General features: G+C 68.4%; 16 protein-coding genes. 13 read left to right on the top strand and 3 right to left on the bottom strand.

Features of this window, described 5'->3' with window-relative positions; genetic code table 11:
- Positions 1-130: 130 nt before the first annotated feature.
- Both BA895_RS05980 and BA895_RS05975 read left to right on the top strand, forming a co-directional pair.
- Entirely contained in the window at positions 131-544 is a 414-nt protein-coding gene (locus BA895_RS05980; RefSeq protein WP_070190977.1) for a hypothetical protein, read from the top strand.
- A 446-nt stretch (positions 545-990) separates the two neighbouring features.
- Positions 991-1,209, top strand: coding sequence for a hypothetical protein (locus BA895_RS05975; protein WP_139142524.1), 219 nt, complete (start codon positions 991-993; stop codon positions 1,207-1,209).
- A 335-nt stretch (positions 1,210-1,544) separates the two neighbouring features.
- Here the strand turns inward: BA895_RS05975 and BA895_RS05970 are convergent, their stop codons facing one another.
- The 3 genes from BA895_RS05970 to BA895_RS05960 are packed head-to-tail and all read right to left on the bottom strand — an operon-like array spanning position 1,545 to position 4,917.
- A complete protein-coding gene (locus BA895_RS05970) occupies positions 1,545-2,282 on the bottom strand; it encodes an MBL fold metallo-hydrolase (RefSeq protein ID WP_254666344.1) in 738 nt (245 codons plus the stop codon).
- 2 nt (positions 2,283-2,284) lie between these two features.
- On the bottom strand, positions 2,285-3,022 hold the full coding sequence (locus BA895_RS05965; RefSeq protein ID WP_070190975.1) for a maleylpyruvate isomerase family mycothiol-dependent enzyme: 738 nt from the start codon (positions 3,020-3,022) through the stop codon (positions 2,285-2,287).
- Between the two features lie 29 nt (positions 3,023-3,051).
- On the bottom strand, positions 3,052-4,917 hold the full coding sequence (locus BA895_RS05960) for a glycoside hydrolase family 15 protein (RefSeq protein WP_070190974.1): 1,866 nt from the start codon (positions 4,915-4,917) through the stop codon (positions 3,052-3,054).
- Positions 4,918-5,071: 154 nt separating this feature from the next.
- Between BA895_RS05960 and uvrA the strand changes: the two genes are divergently transcribed.
- From uvrA to BA895_RS05905, 11 genes are all read left to right on the top strand, one after another.
- Entirely contained in the window at positions 5,072-8,314 is a 3,243-nt protein-coding gene (gene uvrA / locus BA895_RS05955) for an excinuclease ABC subunit UvrA (protein WP_139142523.1), read from the top strand.
- Complete coding sequence (locus BA895_RS05950) at positions 8,311-8,892, top strand: Rieske (2Fe-2S) protein (RefSeq protein WP_083283020.1); 582 nt, start codon at positions 8,311-8,313, stop codon at positions 8,890-8,892. Before uvrA ends, BA895_RS05950 begins: the two co-directional genes overlap by 4 nt.
- A gap of 95 nt (positions 8,893-8,987) precedes the next feature.
- Positions 8,988-11,105 (top strand): excinuclease ABC subunit UvrC, encoded by a 2,118-nt coding sequence (uvrC, locus tag BA895_RS05945; protein WP_070190973.1) that lies wholly within the window; start codon positions 8,988-8,990, stop codon positions 11,103-11,105.
- The gene (gene rapZ / locus BA895_RS05940) at positions 11,102-12,040 is read left to right on the top strand and encodes an RNase adapter RapZ (protein ID WP_070190972.1); all 939 of its coding nucleotides are present in this window, start codon (positions 11,102-11,104) and stop codon (positions 12,038-12,040) included. Before uvrC ends, rapZ begins: the two co-directional genes overlap by 4 nt.
- A gap of 2 nt (positions 12,041-12,042) precedes the next feature.
- A complete protein-coding gene (gene yvcK / locus BA895_RS05935) occupies positions 12,043-13,005 on the top strand; it encodes a uridine diphosphate-N-acetylglucosamine-binding protein YvcK (RefSeq protein WP_070190971.1) in 963 nt (320 codons plus the stop codon).
- A gap of 92 nt (positions 13,006-13,097) precedes the next feature.
- Positions 13,098-14,078, top strand: a complete 981-nt coding sequence (gene whiA / locus BA895_RS05930; RefSeq protein WP_070190994.1) for a DNA-binding protein WhiA — start codon at positions 13,098-13,100, stop codon at positions 14,076-14,078.
- A 470-nt stretch (positions 14,079-14,548) separates the two neighbouring features.
- Entirely contained in the window at positions 14,549-15,553 is a 1,005-nt protein-coding gene (gene gap / locus BA895_RS05925) for a type I glyceraldehyde-3-phosphate dehydrogenase (RefSeq protein ID WP_070190970.1), read from the top strand.
- Between the two features lie 94 nt (positions 15,554-15,647).
- Positions 15,648-16,859, top strand: a complete 1,212-nt coding sequence (gene pgk / locus BA895_RS05920; protein WP_070190969.1) for a phosphoglycerate kinase — start codon at positions 15,648-15,650, stop codon at positions 16,857-16,859.
- The gene (tpiA, locus tag BA895_RS05915) at positions 16,859-17,680 is read left to right on the top strand and encodes a triose-phosphate isomerase (protein WP_070190968.1); all 822 of its coding nucleotides are present in this window, start codon (positions 16,859-16,861) and stop codon (positions 17,678-17,680) included. Before pgk ends, tpiA begins: the two co-directional genes overlap by 1 nt.
- Before the next feature lie 114 nt (positions 17,681-17,794).
- Positions 17,795-18,040: a preprotein translocase subunit SecG gene (gene secG, locus BA895_RS05910; protein ID WP_070190967.1), complete on the top strand. Its 246-nt coding sequence runs from the start codon at positions 17,795-17,797 to the stop codon at positions 18,038-18,040.
- Between the two features lie 13 nt (positions 18,041-18,053).
- The gene (locus BA895_RS05905; RefSeq protein ID WP_083283018.1) at positions 18,054-18,404 is read left to right on the top strand and encodes an RNA polymerase-binding protein RbpA; all 351 of its coding nucleotides are present in this window, start codon (positions 18,054-18,056) and stop codon (positions 18,402-18,404) included.
- Positions 18,405-18,408: the final 4 nt, after the last annotated feature.

Raw genomic sequence — 18,408 nt, 5'->3', positions numbered from 1 at the left:
CACTGCTCGACCTCGATCGTGGCCGTCAGCCGGGGGCGTCCTCAACGCGGCATGAGGGGAAGTTGTTGCACGACCCATGCCGCGCCCTAACATCGAAGCAACGCGAAGTTTCGTAAATGGAGGGTCTGGCATGCGCCGGAGGGTGTGGTGGATCGGCGGCTCCGCAGTACTTCTGATCTTGGTTATGGCGGTGGCGAGTGGGGTGGCGCGCCTAAAGACCGCCGAGGAGTACTCCACGCAAATCACTCCGCTGTACGTTTTGGCGCCAGAGGAGCGTGCTGACCAGCGATCCCTTATGGTCGTGTTCCCTTGGCACGCGACGGGCTATTGCGTGGGCCAAGCCCTCATCACTGCGACAGAATCCTCTACCGAGGTCGTCGTGAGCCAAGTGAAGGTCCGCACCATAGGTCCGAACGAAGGGTGCGCTGGCGTCGGGACCGACGGACTGACGACGGGTGACTACCTGCAGCTTGAGGCGCCGCTTGGCAACCGCACCGTCACCCGGGCGCAGGACGGCGTGAAACTCGAGGTCCGAAAGTCCTGAGTCGCTGAGACTTGGCCCGGAACCGTCAGATAAGAGGCTTGCTCACCTCGGGCCGATCGAGCGCCCTATCCGCGGCAGTTGAGGAGGTCGATGAGGCGGAAGTCCATGCATAGTCATGCAGGCCGGCATGCAGTTCGATCGCCGGTTCGGTGTCGCTGGCGGTCTTTGCTCGGTCATCGACGTCGTGCGGTGCCAAGGACCGTATAGGGATCACCTACAGGGCAAAGCGGTCTCACGCTAGTAGGGGCGTTGCGACCACCGACTGAGCCTGCCGATCCCTGCTGGAGCACCTGTCCGCACCGCCGTGTGGCGGCCTGGAGGGGTGTGTCCGCTCAGTCGTGGTGACGCGGTTGCGGGGGCGGAACCTTCGCGATAATAGACATGCTGTCCTTAACCACCTTGATGGATTCCGGTCCTCGCGTCGAAGTAGGTGACACCCTATGTTGATGACCGGCCGCGCCCGCTCGCCAAGACCCACCGCGCTGCTGGTGCTCGCCGTGGGGCTTGCGATCATCGTCCTGTACTTCGTGCTCAAAGCCCTACAGGTCGGCGGGATCGGCCAACCCACCGACATTGGCGGTGGCGGGATCGTGCTTCTCGGCTATATCGTCACGATCGTCGGACGGGCGTGGGTCATCACCGACATGGTTCGCGGGCGCTCGTAGCGCATTCGATGTGTGGCCGCTGCCGACCAGCATCCGCCCGGTTGGCCGTTCGGTTCCGTGTTAGCCGAAGTTGATCCCGTGGCTGGGCCATCCACAACGACGCATGGCCGACCATTGAGCAACGTCCGCTATTCGGCATGTGGGTAAAACACATACCGGCTCCCACCCCTCGAAACGACCCCAACGCTGAGCGCGGGGTGGGCGGCACCGAGGGGCCTGTCTCAAAATCCTCGCGCGGGACGTGTCTCAAATATCGCGTTCCATGCGGGAGCCAGTCTTAAAATCCGTCAACGCCGGACACGACCGTGGACGACGGTCGACGATGATCGACGCGGTCACCAGCCGCGGCGACGCCACTCGTCCAGATGGGGCCGTTCGGCGCCCAGGGTGGAGTCGTCACCGTGGCCGGGGTAGAACCATGTGTCGTCGTCGTAGACCCCGAAGACCCGCTGGGTCACATCGTCGATCAGGGTGTCGAAGTGCTGGCCCTCGTTCTTGGTGTTGCCGACGCCACCTGGGAACAGTGAGTCTCCCGTGAAGAGGTGGCAGTGGCCGTGGGGGTCGGTGTAGGCCAGGGCGATGCCACCGGGCGTGTGCCCCCGAAGGTGCACCACCTCGAGGGTGATCGCCCCGAACGTCACGGTGTCTCCTTGGCCGACGCGAACGTCGACCGGCACCGGCAGCGCCTCGGCGTCGTCGGTGCCGGCCACCGTGGTGGCGCCGGTCGTCGCGACCACCTGGGCCAGGGCTCGCACGTGGTCCCAGTGCTCGTGAGTGGTCACGACGGTGCCGAGACCAGTGCCGCCCACCGCCATCAGCTCGAGGATGCGGTCGGCTTCGTCGGCTGCGTCGATGAGCAGCTGCTCACCGGAGGCCACGCACGAAAGGAGGTAGACATTGTTGTGCATGGCCGACACCGCCATCTTGCGGATCGTGAGCGCGGGCAGCTCGCGCACGTCAGGCGCGCCGCCGGGCTCGACGTGGCCCGTGTAGCCGCCGCCGTCTGCCTGCCTGGTGCCGGTGGTGTGCGGTGCGTGAGGTGTCTCTGGTGTCTCGGGTGTCTCGGGTGTCACGGTCAGCCTCCGTCGGGAAGGTCAGGGAGTGGAGCGTTGGACTGCAGCCCGGCGTCGTCACCGCGGGCCAGCCACAGCAGCATCGCAGCCCGGGTGCCGGTCACTCGAACGGATGCCGGCCGGCCCTGCCCAGCGGGAGCGATGACGTAGGCCGCCCCCTCGTGCGTGCGAAGCTCAAGGGGGCCGAGGTCAGACGACTCTTGCATCGTGACCAGCCGGTCGACCGCGGCGTCGAGGAAGAGCTGGGCGATGGGAGGCGAGAGCTGTTCGAAGCTGTATCCGGCGTCGAGGTCGACGTGGTGGAACACCAGCTCTCGCAGCCGCAGGAAGGGCAGGCGACCAACCGGTATCGGGCGACCCCCCGGAGTGCGCGGCACCGTCATCGACGCGTGCTGCGGCCCCAGCGAGACGAGCGCGCGCGCAAGTGACTTCCCGGTGACGCGCACGTCGTCGGCCAGCACACCAGCGGGGCGGCGAGCTCCGGCCGCCACCTCGGCGTCTCGAACCGCATCGGACTCGTACATGGTCTGGCCGGTGCCGGATGTCGCTGCCGCACAGACCCGCTCCAGCGCTTCGGCGTTCCTGGCGAGATGTGAGAGCACGTGCCCTCGCGACCAGCCCGCGCACAGCGAGGGCCCGAGCACGGCGTCGTTGCTCAGCGAGCCCGCAGTCGCGACGACCCGCTCGGTCTCGGCCGCGACGTGCCCCAGGGTGACCTCACCGGGATCAGCCGCAACCATGACGGCCTTCGTTGTGGAGCATCAGTGGCTCATCCTTTCTCGCTCGCTGCGACGGCCTCGTCGAGGGCCAACGCTGCTCCGACGAGGGTGAGGTGCGAGAACGCCTGCGGGAAGTTGCCGACCATGCGGTGCGCCACCGGGTCGTACTCCTCCGAGAGCAGGCCGACATCGTTGCAGAGCCCGACGAGACGGTCCATCAGCTCGGTCGCGTCGTCGGTTCGGCCCGCCTTGGCGTAGGCGGTGACCAGCCAGAACGAGCATGCGAGGAACGGATGCTCCTCTCCCGCCAGGCCGTCGACGCCGCTGCCCGTTCGGTAGCGCATCACCAGCCCCTCGTGCATCAGGTTCCGCTCGACGGCGCGGATCGTGCCGAGAACCCTCGGGTCGTCACCGGGCAGGAAGCCGACGGCCGGGATGGCCAGCAGGGAGGCGTCGACCTCGGTCGTCTCGTAGTGCTGCACGAACGTCTGGCGCTCCTCGTTCCACCCGTGGGTCAGCACCTCCTGCCGCACCTGAGCGCGAAGCTCCCGCCAGCGTTCGACGGGGCCGTCGAGGCCGAACTCCTCCACGGCGCGAACGGCCCGGTCGAAAGCGGCCCAGACCATGACACGGGAGTGGGTAAAGTGGCGCAACGGTCCACGGATCTCCCACAGCCCGTTGTCCGGCTGCTGCCAGTGCTCGGCCAGGTTGTCGATCAGGGCCCGCTGCAGGCTCCAGGTGTCCTCAGCCTCGACGACGCCGCGCTTGCGTGCCTCGTGGAGGGCAATCATCACCTCGCCGAGCACGTCGGTCTGACGTTGCCCGACCGCCCCGTTGCCGGCGCGCACGGGCCGTGACCCGGCGTAGCCCGGCAGGTGGTCGAGCTCGCGTTCGGGCAGCTCCCGGCCGCCGTCGACGCGGTACATGATCTGCATGTCCTCGGGGTCTCCGGCAACAGCCCGCAGCAGCCAGTTGCGCCACAGGCGGGTCTCCTCGAGGTAGCCGCAGCCGAGCAGGCTCTCGAGGGCGAGCGAGGCGTCACGCAGCCAGCAGAAGCGGTAGTCCCAGTTGCGCTCCCCTCCGAAGTCCTCGGGGAGCGAGGTGGTCGGAGCGGCCACGATGCCACCGGTGCGGCCGTGGCTCAGCACCCTGAGCACAAGAAGCGATCGCGTGACGTGCTCGGCGTACGGCCCGGCGTAGCAGCTGCGCGCCGCCCACTCGGAGGTGTGGGTCACGGTCTCGGTGAGCTGTGGCTCCATCTCGAACGCCTTCGGGATGGGCAGGTGACTGCGAAACCAGGTCGTCGAGAAGACGAGGCAGTCACCTTCGACCACGTCGAACTCGTCGACGTGGTGGCCGTCATCGGGGTGGGGGAGACGTGGCCCTCGCAGCACGAGCATGTCGGGGCCGGCCACGGCGCGGATCACCTCATCCTCGGCGGAGCCGGAGCGCTTCGACTGGGTGGGCCGGAGGGGGTCATCGGGTTCACTCGCCAGACTCTCCGGGCAGGAGCGGGTCACCCACGGCCGGGTCTTGCCGTAGCCGAACCGCACCACCCACTCGTGCCGCATCCGGACCGTGCCGTCGACCCCCTCGATCCGGCGGACGATGTCGGCTCGCCCGTCGCCCAGCGGCATCAGGTCGGTGACCCGAACCGAGCCGGTCGCAGTCTGGTGAACGGTCTCGAGCACGAACGAGTCGTCGACGTACCGCCTGGTGGTCGTGGCCTCGCCGACGGGACCGATCAGCCACCGACCGTGGTCGCGCGTGCCGAGGATGGCCGCGAAGCAGGCGTGCGAGTCGAAACGAGGCAGGCACAGCCAGTCGACGGAGCCGCCGCGGCTGACCAGCGCGGCGGTGGACAGGTCGCCCAGCACGGCATAGTCCTCGATCGGGGTGGACGTACTCGTGCTCATGACGCGAGTATGCCGCCGCTGCCCCACCCGCGCGCAGAGGGGCGTCCTTCAGTTGGCTGGGGAGCGTCTATCGGAGGCAGGGCGTCGATGCCCACGACGTCGCGCCGGACCGGCAGGTCAGCGGCTGTCGGTGCTCGCACTTACCATTGACCAAGTGACTGCTACGCCCCCCGGCCTTTCCCATTCGCTCGTCGTCCGCGGCGCCCGCGAGCACAATCTCAAGGACATCTCGGTCGACCTGCCGAGAGACAGCCTGATCGTCTTCACCGGCCTCTCCGGGTCGGGTAAGTCCTCGCTGGCCTTCGACACGATCTTCGCTGAGGGGCAGCGGCGCTACGTCGAGTCGCTGTCGGCATACGCCCGTCAGTTCCTCGGCCAGATGGACAAGCCCGATGTCGACTTCATCGAGGGGCTCTCACCCGCAGTCTCCATCGACCAGAAGTCGACGAACCGCAACCCGCGGTCGACCGTCGGCACCATCACCGAGGTCTATGACTACCTACGCCTGCTCTTCGCCAGGGCCGGGCGTCCGCACTGCCCGGTCTGTGGCGAACCGGTCACCCGGCAGTCGCCGCAGCAGATCGTCGACCAGCTGCTCACCCTCGATGACAAGACCCGCTTCCAGGTGCTCGCTCCCGTCGTCCAGGGGCGCAAGGGCGAGTTCGTCGACCTCTTCGCCGAGCTGCAGACCAAGGGGTTCTCGAGGGCCCGCGTCGACGGTTCCGTGATCTCGCTGTCCGAGCCGCCGAAGCTGGAGAAGCAGAAGAAGCACACCATCGAGGTGGTCGTCGACCGGCTCGTGGCCAAGGGCGACGACGCCGGCTCGAAACGCCGCCTCACCGACTCGGTCGAGACCGCGCTGCGGCTCGCCGCAGGTGTGCTCGTCGTCGACTTCGTCGACCGGGAGGCGAAGCACCCGGAGCGCGAACGGCGCTACTCCGAGAAGATGGCCTGCCCGAACAACCATCCACTGGGGATGGACGAGGTGCAGCCGCGGTCGTTCTCGTTCAACTCACCGTTCGGCGCCTGCCCGAGCTGTACCGGCATCGGCACCGAGCTCGAGGTCGACCCCGAGCTGGTCGTGCCCGACGACGACCTCTCGCTCTCCGAGGGCGCCATCGCCCCGTGGGCGCAGGGGTCGGGCTCCTCCGAGTACTTCCAGCGGGTCATGCAGGCCCTGGCCGACGACCTCAAGTTCTCGATGGACACTCCCTGGCGGGCCCTGCCGGCCCGGGCCAAGGAGGCGTTGCTGCACGGCCAGAACTACAAGGTCCACGTCAAGTACAAGAACCGTTACGGACGCGACCGGTCCTACACCACCGGCTTCGAGGGTGTGGTGCCGTTCATCAAGCGCCGGCACTCCGAGACCGAGTCCGAGTGGAGCCGCGACCGACACGAGGGCTTCATGCGAGAGGTGCCCTGCCCGGTGTGTCGGGGGGCCCGTCTCAAGCCCGAGTCCCTGGCGGTGCTGGTGGGCGGCATGAACATCTCCGAGGTGTGCGCGCTCGCGATCGGTGACGCTGCCGGCTTCCTCGGTCGCGTCGACTTCACCACCCGGGAGCAGCAGATCGCCGAGCGGGTCATCAAGGAGATCGACGCCCGGCTGGGCTTTCTGCTCGACGTCGGCCTCGACTACCTCTCGCTCGACCGCCCGGCAGGCACCCTCTCCGGTGGGGAAGCCCAACGCATTCGCCTCGCCACCCAGATCGGCTCGGGCCTGGTCGGCGTGCTCTACGTGCTCGACGAACCGTCGATCGGCCTGCACCAGCGCGACAACCACCGGCTCATCGAGACCCTCACGCGGCTTCGTGACCTCGGCAACACCCTCATCGTCGTCGAACACGATGAGGACACCATCGCGACGGCCGACTGGGTGGTCGACATCGGCCCCGGTGCGGGTGAGCACGGGGGCCAGGTGGTGCACAGCGGTTCCGTGCAGGGCCTGCTCGAGCACCCTGACTCGCTCACCGGCATGTACCTCTCGGGCCGGCGAGAGATCCCCACGCCGGCAGTCCGACGTGGGCACGACGGGCGACAGGTCACGGTCACCGGGGCGCGCGAGAACAACCTGCGCGACGTGTCGGTCAGCTTTCCCCTCGGCAACCTCGTCGCTGTGACGGGGGTGTCGGGTTCGGGCAAGTCGACGCTGGTCAACGACATCCTCTACAACGTGCTCGCCAACAAGCTCAACGGCGCGCGGCACGTGCCCGGGCGCCACAAGACCGTCAGCGGCCTCGACCAGCTCGACAAGGTCGTGCACGTCGACCAGAGCCCGATCGGGCGCACGCCTCGATCGAACCCAGCCACCTACACAGGCGTCTTCGACAACATGCGCAAGCTGTTCGCCGAGACGACCGAGGCCAAGGTGCGTGGCTACCTGCCGGGCCGGTTCTCCTTCAACGTCAAGGGCGGTCGCTGTGACGCCTGCTCCGGCGACGGCACGATCAAGATCGAGATGAACTTTCTGCCCGACGTCTACGTGCCGTGCGAGGTATGTCATGGTGCCCGCTACAACCGCGAGACGCTCGAGGTGCACTTCAAGGGCAAGACGATCTCCGACGTGCTGAACATGCCCATCGAGGAGGCTGCCGACTTCTTCGAAGCCGTGCCCGCGATCGCCCGCCATCTGCGCACCCTCAACGACGTCGGTCTGGGCTACGTACGGCTCGGGCAGCCCGCCCCGACCCTCTCCGGGGGTGAGGCCCAGCGGGTCAAGCTCGCGAGCGAGCTGCAGAAGCGGTCGACCGGACGCACCGTCTACGTTCTCGACGAGCCGACCACGGGCCTGCACTTCGAAGACATCCGCAAGCTGCTCGACGTGCTGCAGGGGCTGGTCGACAAGGGCAACACCGTCATCGTCATCGAGCACAACCTCGACGTGATCAAGAACGCCGACTGGGTCGTCGACCTCGGGCCCGAGGGTGGGTCCGGTGGCGGGCTCGTCATCGCCGAGGGAACTCCGGAGCATGTCGCCCAGGTCGACGAGAGCCACACGGGCCGCTACCTGCGCCCCGTCCTCGAACGCACGGCGCGCACGTCGTCACCGCCGTCCCGGGCGGCGCGGTCGCTGGTGCGCGAGACACAGTCTGCTGACGGCAAGGGCACAGGCGCCACGCGCACGATGAAGAGCAGGGCAACCGCTGAGGTCACCCGCTCGGCCCCGGGGGCGAACGCCGGCAGCAAGTCCAGCGCAGCCAAGGCCACCGCAGTTAAGGCCACCGCAGTTAAGGCCACCGCAGCCACGGCCACGACTGGAAAGACGACCAGCACCCCACGCGCACGAAAGGTCACCGCGGCAGCCGTGGCGTCCTCGACAGCCACCGTGAAGACGTCGAAACCCACGTCGGCGGTCCGCAAGACGGCGAAATCCACCACCTCCCGGAAAGGGAACGCATGACACCGCTCACGCACTCCGACCACACCACGCCGAGCAGTCGGTCGGGTGACGAAACCCGTTCGACACCAGCGAACCCCGACGGCCCGCAGATCGACGCGATCCGGCGGCTGACCGACCGGCGCGGCGTGCTGAAGGCCGTCGGCCTCGGGGTCGGTGTCGTCGCCGGGGCCGGGGTGCTGGCTGCGTGCAGCAGCCCACCGGTGCAGCCGGACACGTCGGCGCAGAGCGCCACCCCCCTGTCCACGTCAGCTGGCGTCACGCCGAGCGAAACGCCCTCCACCGGCTCCGCGGCCGCCGGGGGCACCCCTACATCACAGGTTCCGGTGGGGGGCGGCACGATCTTCGCAGCCACCAAGACGGTCGTCACCCAGCCGCAGGCGGGCACGTTCAGGGCCTTTGACTCCACGTGCCCCCACCAGGGCTGCGCCGTGGCTACCGTCGCCGACGGCAAGATCAACTGCCCCTGTCACGGCAGCGAGTTCGACATCAACACCGGTGACCGGGTGGCCGGTCCGGCGCCCACGGGCCTGACCGCCAAGACCATCACCGTCACCGGCGGCAGCTTCACCGTCGCCTGACCGACCCGCTGCTGACCGGCCGACGAGGTCGACCGAGCCTGCTCGACCCGCGGGCGCCGCCACCGGCGTCGGTGGGTCGACATAGGCTGGTCGACGTGGCTCACCCGACGTCCTACCGCCCCAAACCCGGTGAGATCCCCACCGATCCCGGCGTCTATCGCTTCCGCGACGCCCACGGCCGCGTCATCTACGTGGGCAAGGCGAAATCGCTGCGCCCACGGGTCTCCTCCTACTTCCAGGACATCACCGCGCTGCACCCGCGCACCGCCACCATGGTCACCACTGCGGTGTCCGTCGAATGGACCGTGGTGCGCACCGAGGTGGAGGCCCTGCAGCTGGAGTACTCCTGGATCAAGGAGTTCGACCCGCGGTTCAACGTCAAGTACCGCGACGACAAGTCCTACCCCTACCTGGCCGTCACGATGGGCGAGGAGTACCCACGGGCCCAGGTGATGCGCGGCGCCAAACGCAAGGGCACCCGCTACTTCGGCCCGTACGGCCACGCCTGGGCGATCCGCGAGACCCTCGACCTGTTGCTGCGTGTGTTCCCGGTGCGCACCTGCTCCTCCGGCGTCTTCCGGCGGGCGGCAGCCAGTGGCCGACCGTGCCTGCTGGGCTATATCGACAAGTGCTCTGCGCCCTGCGTCGGTCGGGTCACCGCCGAGGAGCACCGGGCGATCGCCGACGACTTCTGCGACTTCATGGCCGGCAGCACGACGCGCTTCGTCGGCCGCATCGAGACGCGCATGCGCGAGGCTGCGGCCGAGCTCGACTTCGAGCAGGCGGCCCGCCTGCGCGATGACATCGGCGCCCTGCGCAAGGCGCTCGAGAAGCAGTCCGTCGTGCTCGGTGACGCCACCGACGCCGATGTCTTCGCTCTTGCCGATGACGACCTCGAGGCGGCGGTGCAGGTGTTCCACGTACGCGGTGGTCGCATTCGTGGTCAGCGGGGCTGGGTGGTGGAGAAGGAGAGCGAAGACATTCCCTCCCTGGTTGAGCACCTGCTCCAGCAGGTCTACGGCGAGGCCGACCGCGATGCGGTGCCGCGAGAGGTGCTCGTTCCGTGTCTGCCTACCGACCCCGAGGCGATCACCGAGTGGCTGACCTCGATGCGCCGGTCGGCTGTCGTCGTCCGGGTGCCGCAACGGGGCGACAAGGCCACCCTGATGGAGACGGTGCGACGCAACGCCGAGCAGTCGCTGGCTCGGCACAAGGTCGCCCGAGCCGGTGACCTGACCTTGCGCAGCCAGGCCCTCCAGGAGCTGCAGAGCTACCTCGACCTCGACGATGCCCCACTGCGCATCGAGTGCTACGACGTCAGCCACGTGCAGGGCACCAACGTGGTGGCCAGCATGGTCGTCTTCGAAGACGGGCTGGCGCGCAAGAGTGAGTACCGCCGGTTCATCGTGCGCGGTGCGACCCGGCAGGCCGAGGGCACACCCGAGGGAGAATCCGGCCGTGAGGTGCCGGTGACCATCGACGACACGGCGGCCATGCACGAGGTGCTGTTCCGCCGGTTCCGTCGCTATCTCGACGACGCCGAGAGCGCCGGCGATCTCGACATCGCCACCGGTGTGGTGGGCGGGGGGGTCGACCTGCGCACAGGCAAGGTCACCGCGTCGCCCGACGACTCTGAGGCCGCCCCGCAACCTGGCGACGGCGACGACGACGGAGAGGGTCTGCCCGGGGGCCCGATCGATCCCGAGACGGGGCGACCCCGCCGGTTCGCCTACCCGCCCAGCCTCGTCGTCGTCGACGGAGGGCTGCCCCAGGTCAACGCCGCTCAGGCGGTGCTCGACGAGCTCGGCATCGAGGAGGTCGCCCTCGTGGGACTGGCCAAACGCCTCGAGGAGGTGTGGTTGCCGCGCACCGAGCACCCGGTCATCCTGCCTAGAACGAGCGAGGGGCTCTACCTGCTGCAGCGGGTCCGCGACGAGGCGCACCGGTTCGCCATCACCTTCCACCGCCAGCGTCGCTCGAAGGCGATGACCACCTCGCAGCTCGACGGCATCCCCGGCCTGGGAGCGACCCGCCAGAAGGCCCTGCTGCGGGCGTTCGGGTCGGTCAAACGGCTCCGTGCGTCTTCGGCCGACGACATCATGGCCGTCAACGGCATCGGCCCGTCGCTTGCATCGGCGATCCTGACCCACTTGGCTGAGGGTGCCCCACCCGAGCCGGCTGTGAACCTGACGACGGGAGAAGTGCTGGAATGACCAGCGACTTTACGACCTCTGACACCACACCCAGCCAACAAGACCGACTGGCCCTCACCGAGGCCCCCATGGTCATCGTGAGCGGCATGAGCGGAGCCGGTCGCACCACTACGGCCAACGTTCTGGAAGACCTCGGCTGGCTGGTGGTCGACAACCTGCCTCCGCAGCTGCTTGCCAACCTTGCCGACCTGCGCGACGCTGCCCTCGACGAGAACCCCGAGGCTGCCCACCAGCACGTGGCCGTGGTGGTCGACGTGCGCTCCCGCGGCTGGTTCAAGCAGCTCGACGGCGCCATCGAAGCGGCTCGCCATCGGGGCCAGCGGCCCAGCCTGGTGTTTCTCGACGCCACCGACGAGGCACTCGTGCGCCGTTTCGAGAGCGTTCGGCGACCTCACCCCCTGCAGGGTCGGGGGCGGCTGCTCGACGGCATCCAGCTCGAGCGGGAGAGGCTCATCGACCTTCGCTCGACCGCCGACGTCGTCATCGACACCTCGGGTCTGAACGTGCACCAGCTGAGCGCCAAGCTCTCGTCGCTGTTCGCTGGCGACCAGCGGGCTGCCCTGCGGATCGCCGTGATGTCGTTCGGGTTCAAGTACGGTCTGCCGCTCGATGCCGACGTCGTGTTCGACATGCGTTTTCTGCCCAACCCCTTCTGGGTGCCCGAGCTGCGGGCTCTCACCGGCCGCGACCAGCCGGTCGCCGAGTTCGTGATGCGTCAGGAGGGCGCCACCGAGTTCCTCGACCGGGCCACTGACCTGCTGGCGACCATGGTGAGCGGCTATGTGCGCGAGGAACGGCGCTACGTGACCGTCGCGGTGGGCTGCACGGGGGGCAAGCACCGGTCGGTGGCGACGGCCGACGCCCTGAGCGCCCGGTTGGGTCGCACCGAGCGCATCGACACCTTCGTCGTGCACCGAGACCTCGGCCGCGAGTAGCCGTGCCGGCACGGTTCACGTCAGCATCGTCGCAGCGGCGCGTCGTCGCGCTGGGAGGCGGGCACGGGCTGGCGGCCGCCCTCACCGCCCTGCGTCTGCTGACCGACGAGGTCACGGCCGTGGTGACCGTCGCCGACGACGGCGGGTCGAGCGGCCGTCTTCGTGCCGACTTCGACGTGTTGCCCCCCGGCGACCTGCGCATGGCGCTGTCGGCCCTCTGCGACGACAGCGACTGGGGGCACACGTGGCGAGACGTGCTCCAGCACCGCTTCGCCGGCACCGGCGAGCTGCAGGGCCATGCTCTGGGCAACCTCATGATCGTCTCGATCTGGGAGCTGCTCGGCGACACCGTGGCCGGGCTCGACCTCGTCGGTCGTCTGCTGGGGGCCCGGGGCCGGGTGCTGCCGATGGCGGCGGAGCCGCTCGAGATCGTCGCCGAGATCATCGGCCACGAGCCGGAACACCCCTTTGACCGAAGCGTCGTACACGGGCAGCACCTCGTGGCCTCGTCGCCGGGGCGGGTGTCGTCGATCGGCATCCTGCCCACCTGCCCTGTCCCGTGTGTCGAGGCGGTCGAGGCGGTCGCGCAGGCCGACTGGGTCATGCTCGGCCCCGGGTCGTGGTTCACGTCCGTGATGCCGCACCTGCTCGTTCCCGGCCTCGCCGACGCGCTGGTCGCCACCTCGGCACGTCGGCTGCTCAACCTCAACCTCGAGGTGCACAAGGGCGAGACCCGCGACTTCCGGGCCGAAGACCATCTCATGTCGTTCGCGGAGCATGCCCCTGACGTTCGCCTCGACGTCGTGCTGGCCGACCCGTCGGTCGTGCCCGACGAGCCGGCGTTGCGGTCGGCGGCCCGTGAGCTCGGCGCCGAGCTGGTCGTGGCCCCCGTCGCGGCTCGTCACGAACCTGGGGTGCACGACGCACTGAGGTTGGCTGCGGCGCTGCGCGACGTCATCTCCTGACCGCCGCCCACGGCGGTCGGCACGCGCGCCGGCGCCGGTGGTGCGGGTTCTCCCGGCCCGAAGTGCTCGCTCGGGATGGCAGGATGGCGACCATGGCGATGACGGCAAAGGTCAAGGACGAGCTCTCCCGACTAGACGTCACGAAACCCTGCTGCCGCAAGGCAGAGGTCTCCACGATGCTTCGCTTCGCGGGTGGCCTGCACATCATCGGGGGCCAGATCGTCGTCGAGGCCGAGCTCGACACCGCGAATGCTGCACGACGGTTGCGACGCAACATCGCCGAGGTCTACGGCCACAAGAGCGAGGTGCTGGTGCTCGCGGCCGGTGGGTTGCGACGCGGCTCGCGCTACGTCGTTCGCGTCATCGACGACGGGGCGACGCTCGCCCGCCAGACCGGCCTGATCGACACCCGCGGGCGACCCGTTCGAGGTCTGCCGCCCAAGGTCGTCAGTGCCGCGTCGTGCGACTCGGAGGCCGCCTGGCGCGGCGCCTTCCTCGCTCACGGCTCTCTCACCGAACCCGGCCGGTCATCGGCCCTCGAGGTGACCTGCCCCGGCCCCGAGGCGGCCCTGGCCCTGGTGGGAGCCGCTCGTCGGCTCGGCATCGCGGCGAAGGCCCGTGAGGTGCGCGGGATCGACCGGGTCGTCATCCGTGACGGTGACGACATCGGGGCGATGCTCACCCGCCTGGGCGCCCACGACGCCGTCATGGCGTGGGAGGAGCGTCGCATGCGCCGTGAGGTGCGGGCGACGGCGAACCGACTGGCGAACTTCGACGACGCCAACCTCCGCCGGTCGGCCCGGGCTGCCGTGGCCGCCGGCTCGCGGGTCGAGCGGGCCATGGAGATCCTGGGTGACGAGATCCCCGACCACCTCAAGGAGGCGGGCGTGCTGCGGCTGGAGCACAAGCAGGCGAGCCTGGAAGAGCTGGGCCAGCTGGCGGTGCCACCGATGACGAAGGATGCCGTCGCCGGCCGCATCCGGCGGCTGCTGGCGATGGCCGACAAGCGGGCCGAGGACCTCGGCCTTCCGAGCACCGAGGCGAACCTCACGCCGGACATGCTCGAAAGCTGACCGGCATCCGGATGCCGCACCGTCGAGTGGCCACTTCCGTACAGTCGAGTGGCCACTTCCGTACAGTCGAGTGGCCACTTCCGTACAGTCGAGTGGCCACTTCCGTACAGTCGAGTGGCCACTTCCGTACAGTCGAGTGGCCACTTCCGTACAGTCGAGTGGCCACTTCCGTACAGTCGAGTGGCCACTTCCGTACAGTCGAGTGGCCACTTCCGTACAGTCGAGTGGCCACTTCCGTACAGTCGAGTGGCCACTTCCGTACAGTCGAGTGGCCACTTCCGTACAGTCGAGTGGCCACTTCCGTACACCGAGGTGGTCGTTCTGAATGCGGGTGAGCGCGCGCTCACCCGCCCCTGAGACCGTAGTCACGCCCCGCGAGGTCACGCACTAGGCTGTGCCGTGATCGAGGCCGCAGCGTCGCGGCCACGGCGACAGTCCATCACCGTCCCACCCCGAAGAGGTGCACCGCAGTGACCGTTCGCGTAGGTATCAACGGCTTCGGCCGCATCGGCCGAAACTTCTTCCGTGCCGTCAAGGCGGCCGGCGCCGACATCGAGATCGTCGCCGCCAACGACCTCATGGACAACAAGACGCTTGCCCATCTGCTCAAGTACGACTCCATCCTGGGCCGCTTCCCGGGCGAGATCACCTACGACGACACCTCGTTGACCGTTGACGGGCAGAGCGTTCGCATCTTCGCCGAGCGCGACCCGGCCAAAATCGACTGGAAGGGTGTCGGCGCTGACGTCGTTGTGGAGTCGACCGGCTTCTTCACCGACGCGACCGCAGCGCGGGCCCACATCGACGGCGGGGCCACGAAGGTCATCATCTCGGCCCCGGCCAAGAACGAGGACATCACCATCGTGATGGGCGTCAACGACAACCTCTACGACCCCTCGGCCCACTCGATCATCTCCAACGCCTCGTGCACGACGAACTGCCTCGGGCCGCTGGCGAAGGTGCTCAACGACGAGTTCGGCATCGTGAAGGGTCTGATGACGACCATCCACGCCTACACCCAGGATCAGAACCTGCAGGACGCGCCCCACAAGGACCTGCGCCGCGCCCGCGCCGCAGCCCTCAACATCGTGCCCACCTCGACCGGCGCCGCGAAGGCCATCGGTCTGGTCATTCCCGAGCTCAAGGGCAAGCTCGACGGCTTCGCGATGCGGGTGCCGATCGCCACTGGCTCGGCCACCGACCTGACCGTCGAGCTGGGCCGTGAGACCACGGCCGAGGAGATCAACGCCGCCTACAAGGCCGCTGCCGAGGGCCCCCTCAAGGGCTACCTCGTCTACACCGAGGACCCCATCGTGTCCAAGGACATCGAGACCCACCCGGCGTCGTGCATCTTCGACGCCGGCCTCACCAAGGTCATCGGCAACCAGGTCAAGGTCGTCGGTTGGTACGACAACGAGTGGGGCTACTCCAACCGGCTCGTCGACATCGTCGCCCTCGTCGGCGCATCGCTCTGACTCATCTCCAGGTGAGAGGCCACCGCCCGGTTCCGTGCCGGGCGGTGGCCGCATCCGTGTCCCGGCCCATACCGACTCTGAAGAGGCAACCCGCGTGAAGACGATCGCCGACCTCGGGGACCTGCGCGGCAAGCGCGTCCTCGTCCGCTCCGACCTCAACGTGCCGCTCGACGGCACGACCATCACCGACGACGGACGCATCCGCGCGTCGGCGCCGACCATCAAGATGCTCAGCCAGATGGGTGCGCGCGTCATCGTGTGCGCCCACCTCGGGCGCCCCAAGGGCGCGCCGGACGCGAAGTACTCGTTGGCGCCGGTGGCCCAGCGCCTCGCCGTGGTGCTCGAGACGCCGGTCGCGTTCGCCGAGGACACGGTGGGTGAGAGCGCCAGGGCCGCGGTCGAGTCACTCCCCGATGGCGGGGTGCTGCTGCTCGAGAACCTGCGCTTCAACGCGGGCGAGACGGCCAAGACGGATGCCGACCGCGCTGAGTTTGCTGGCGAGCTCGCTTCTCTCGCAGACGTCTTCGTCTCCGATGGCTTCGGGGTGGTGCACCGCGAACAGGCCTCGGTGTACGACGTGGCGAAGTTGCTCCCGCACGCCACGGGGGGTCTCGTCGAGGCCGAGGTGAACGTGCTGCGCCGCCTCACCACCGACGCCGAGCGGCCGTATGCCGTGGTGCTGGGTGGGGCGAAGGTGTCTGACAAGCTCGGCGTCATCGGCAACCTGCTCGGCTCGGCCGACCGGCTGCTCATCGGCGGCGGGATGGTCTTCACCTTCCTCGCCGCGCAGGGCCATGAGGTCGGCAAGAGTCTGCTCGAGGCCGACCAGATCGATACGGTCAAGGGCTATCTCGAGCGCGCCGAGAAGGAGGGTGTCGAGATCGTGCTGCCCGTCGACATCGTGGCCGCCGACTCGTTCAGTGCCGAGGCCGACCACCAGGTCGTGGCGGCCACATCGATTCCCTCCGAGAGCATGGGCCTCGACATCGGGCCTGCGTCGAGCACGCTGTTCGACCAGAAGCTCTCCGACTGCCGCACCGTCTTCTGGAACGGCCCGATGGGTGCTTTCGAGATGGCGCCGTTCGCCGAAGGCACCCGGGCCCTGGCCCAGACCTTGGCCGACATCACGAGCAAGGGGGCCCTGACGGTCGTCGGAGGGGGAGACTCCGCTGCTGCGGTTCGTCAGCTCGGTTTCGACGACTCCCAGTTCGGCCACATCTCCACCGGTGGCGGCGCGAGTCTGGAGTATCTGGAGGGCAGGTCACTGCCTGGCCTCACTGTGCTCGACGACGAGGGAGACGACTGATGGCCCGCGCGAAGTCGCAGTCCCGACCGGTGGGTCGGGTGCCGCTCATGGCCGGCAACTGGAAGATGAACCTCGACCACCTCCAGTCCACGCACCTGGTGCAGAAGCTCGACTGGACCTTGCGCGACGCGAAGCACGACTACGCCGCGGTCGAGGTGGCCGTGCTGCCGCCGTTCACAGACCTGCGTTCGGTGCAGACACTGGTCGAGGGCGACCGGCTCGAGCTTCGCTACGGCGCCCAAGACCTCTCGCCCCACACCTCCGGGGCGTATACCGGTGACATCTCGGGGGCCTTCCTGGCCAAGCTCGGATGCACCTACGTCACCGTCGGTCACAGCGAACGACGCCAGGGCCATGGTGAGACCGACGAGATCGTGGCGGCCAAGGTCAGCGCGGCCTACGCTCACGGGCTCACCCCCATCCTGTGCTGCGGTGAGGGTCTCGACGTGCGCCAGGCGGGTGGCCAGGTCGAGCACGTCGTGGCTCAGCTGCGGGCAGCCCTCACGGGCATCACCAAGGACCAGGCCGCCTCGATCGTCGTGGCCTACGAGCCGATCTGGGCGATCGGCACGGGTGAGGTGGCCACGCCCGACGACGCCCAGGAGGTGTGTGGGGCGATCCGCAGCCTGCTGGCCGATCTCTACAGCGGCGACCTTGCCGACAGTGTGCGGGTGCTCTACGGCGGGAGTGTCAAGGCGAACAACGTGGCTGCCATCATGAGCCAGGACGACGTCGACGGCGCCCTGGTCGGGGGCGCCTCGATCGACCCCGTCGAGTTCGCTGCGATCTGTCGCTACCGCGAGCACCTGACGACCACCTGACGCCCATCTGACGTCTGCGTGTTGCCGCAGGTTCGGTTGCACTCGGGAGCAGCAGGTATCCTTGCCCGAGCCGACATAGAGCGGCTGACCGACAAATGATTTGGAGTGACTGACGTGGATGCGGTTCGCATCGTGCTGCAGGTTCTGCTGGTGGCTTCCAGCCTGATCCTGACGCTGTTCATCCTGCTGCACAAGGGCAAGGGCGGCGGTCTCTCCGACATGTTCGGCGGTGGCATGTCGACCTCCATGGGCGGCTCTTCCGTCGCCGAGCGCAACCTCGACCGTTTCACCGTGGCCGTGGCCGTGGTGTGGGCGGCGGCGATCATCGGTCTGGGCCTGCTGGCCCGGTTCACGGTCTGAAGGGCGGGTAGAGATGGCAAGCGGGAACGCCATTCGTGGCAGTCGAGTCGGAGCCGGACCCATGGGGGAGGCCGAACGTGGTGACGCCGCTCCCCGCGTTCATGTCTCGTACTGGTGCACCAACGGGCACGAGACCCGTCCGAGCTTTGCGCAGGAGTCCGAACTGGTGCTCCCCGTCACGTGGGACTGCCCTAGGTGCGGGTTGCCTGCGGGGCAGGACAAGAACAACCCCCCGGCCGCCCCGAAGGTCGAGCCCTACAAGACGCACCTGGCCTACGTGAAGGAGCGTCGCAGCGACGCCGACGGAGCCGCGATCCTCGATGAGGCGCTCAGCTCACTGCGCGATCGCGGACTCATCCAGTAGCCGC

The organism is Humibacillus sp. DSM 29435 (assembly GCF_001758225.1).
GTDB lineage: Bacteria > Actinomycetota > Actinomycetes > Actinomycetales > Dermatophilaceae > DSM-29435.
The sequence above is the reverse complement of the archived record's forward strand: the minus strand, read 5'-3'. Positions and strand labels throughout refer to the sequence as shown.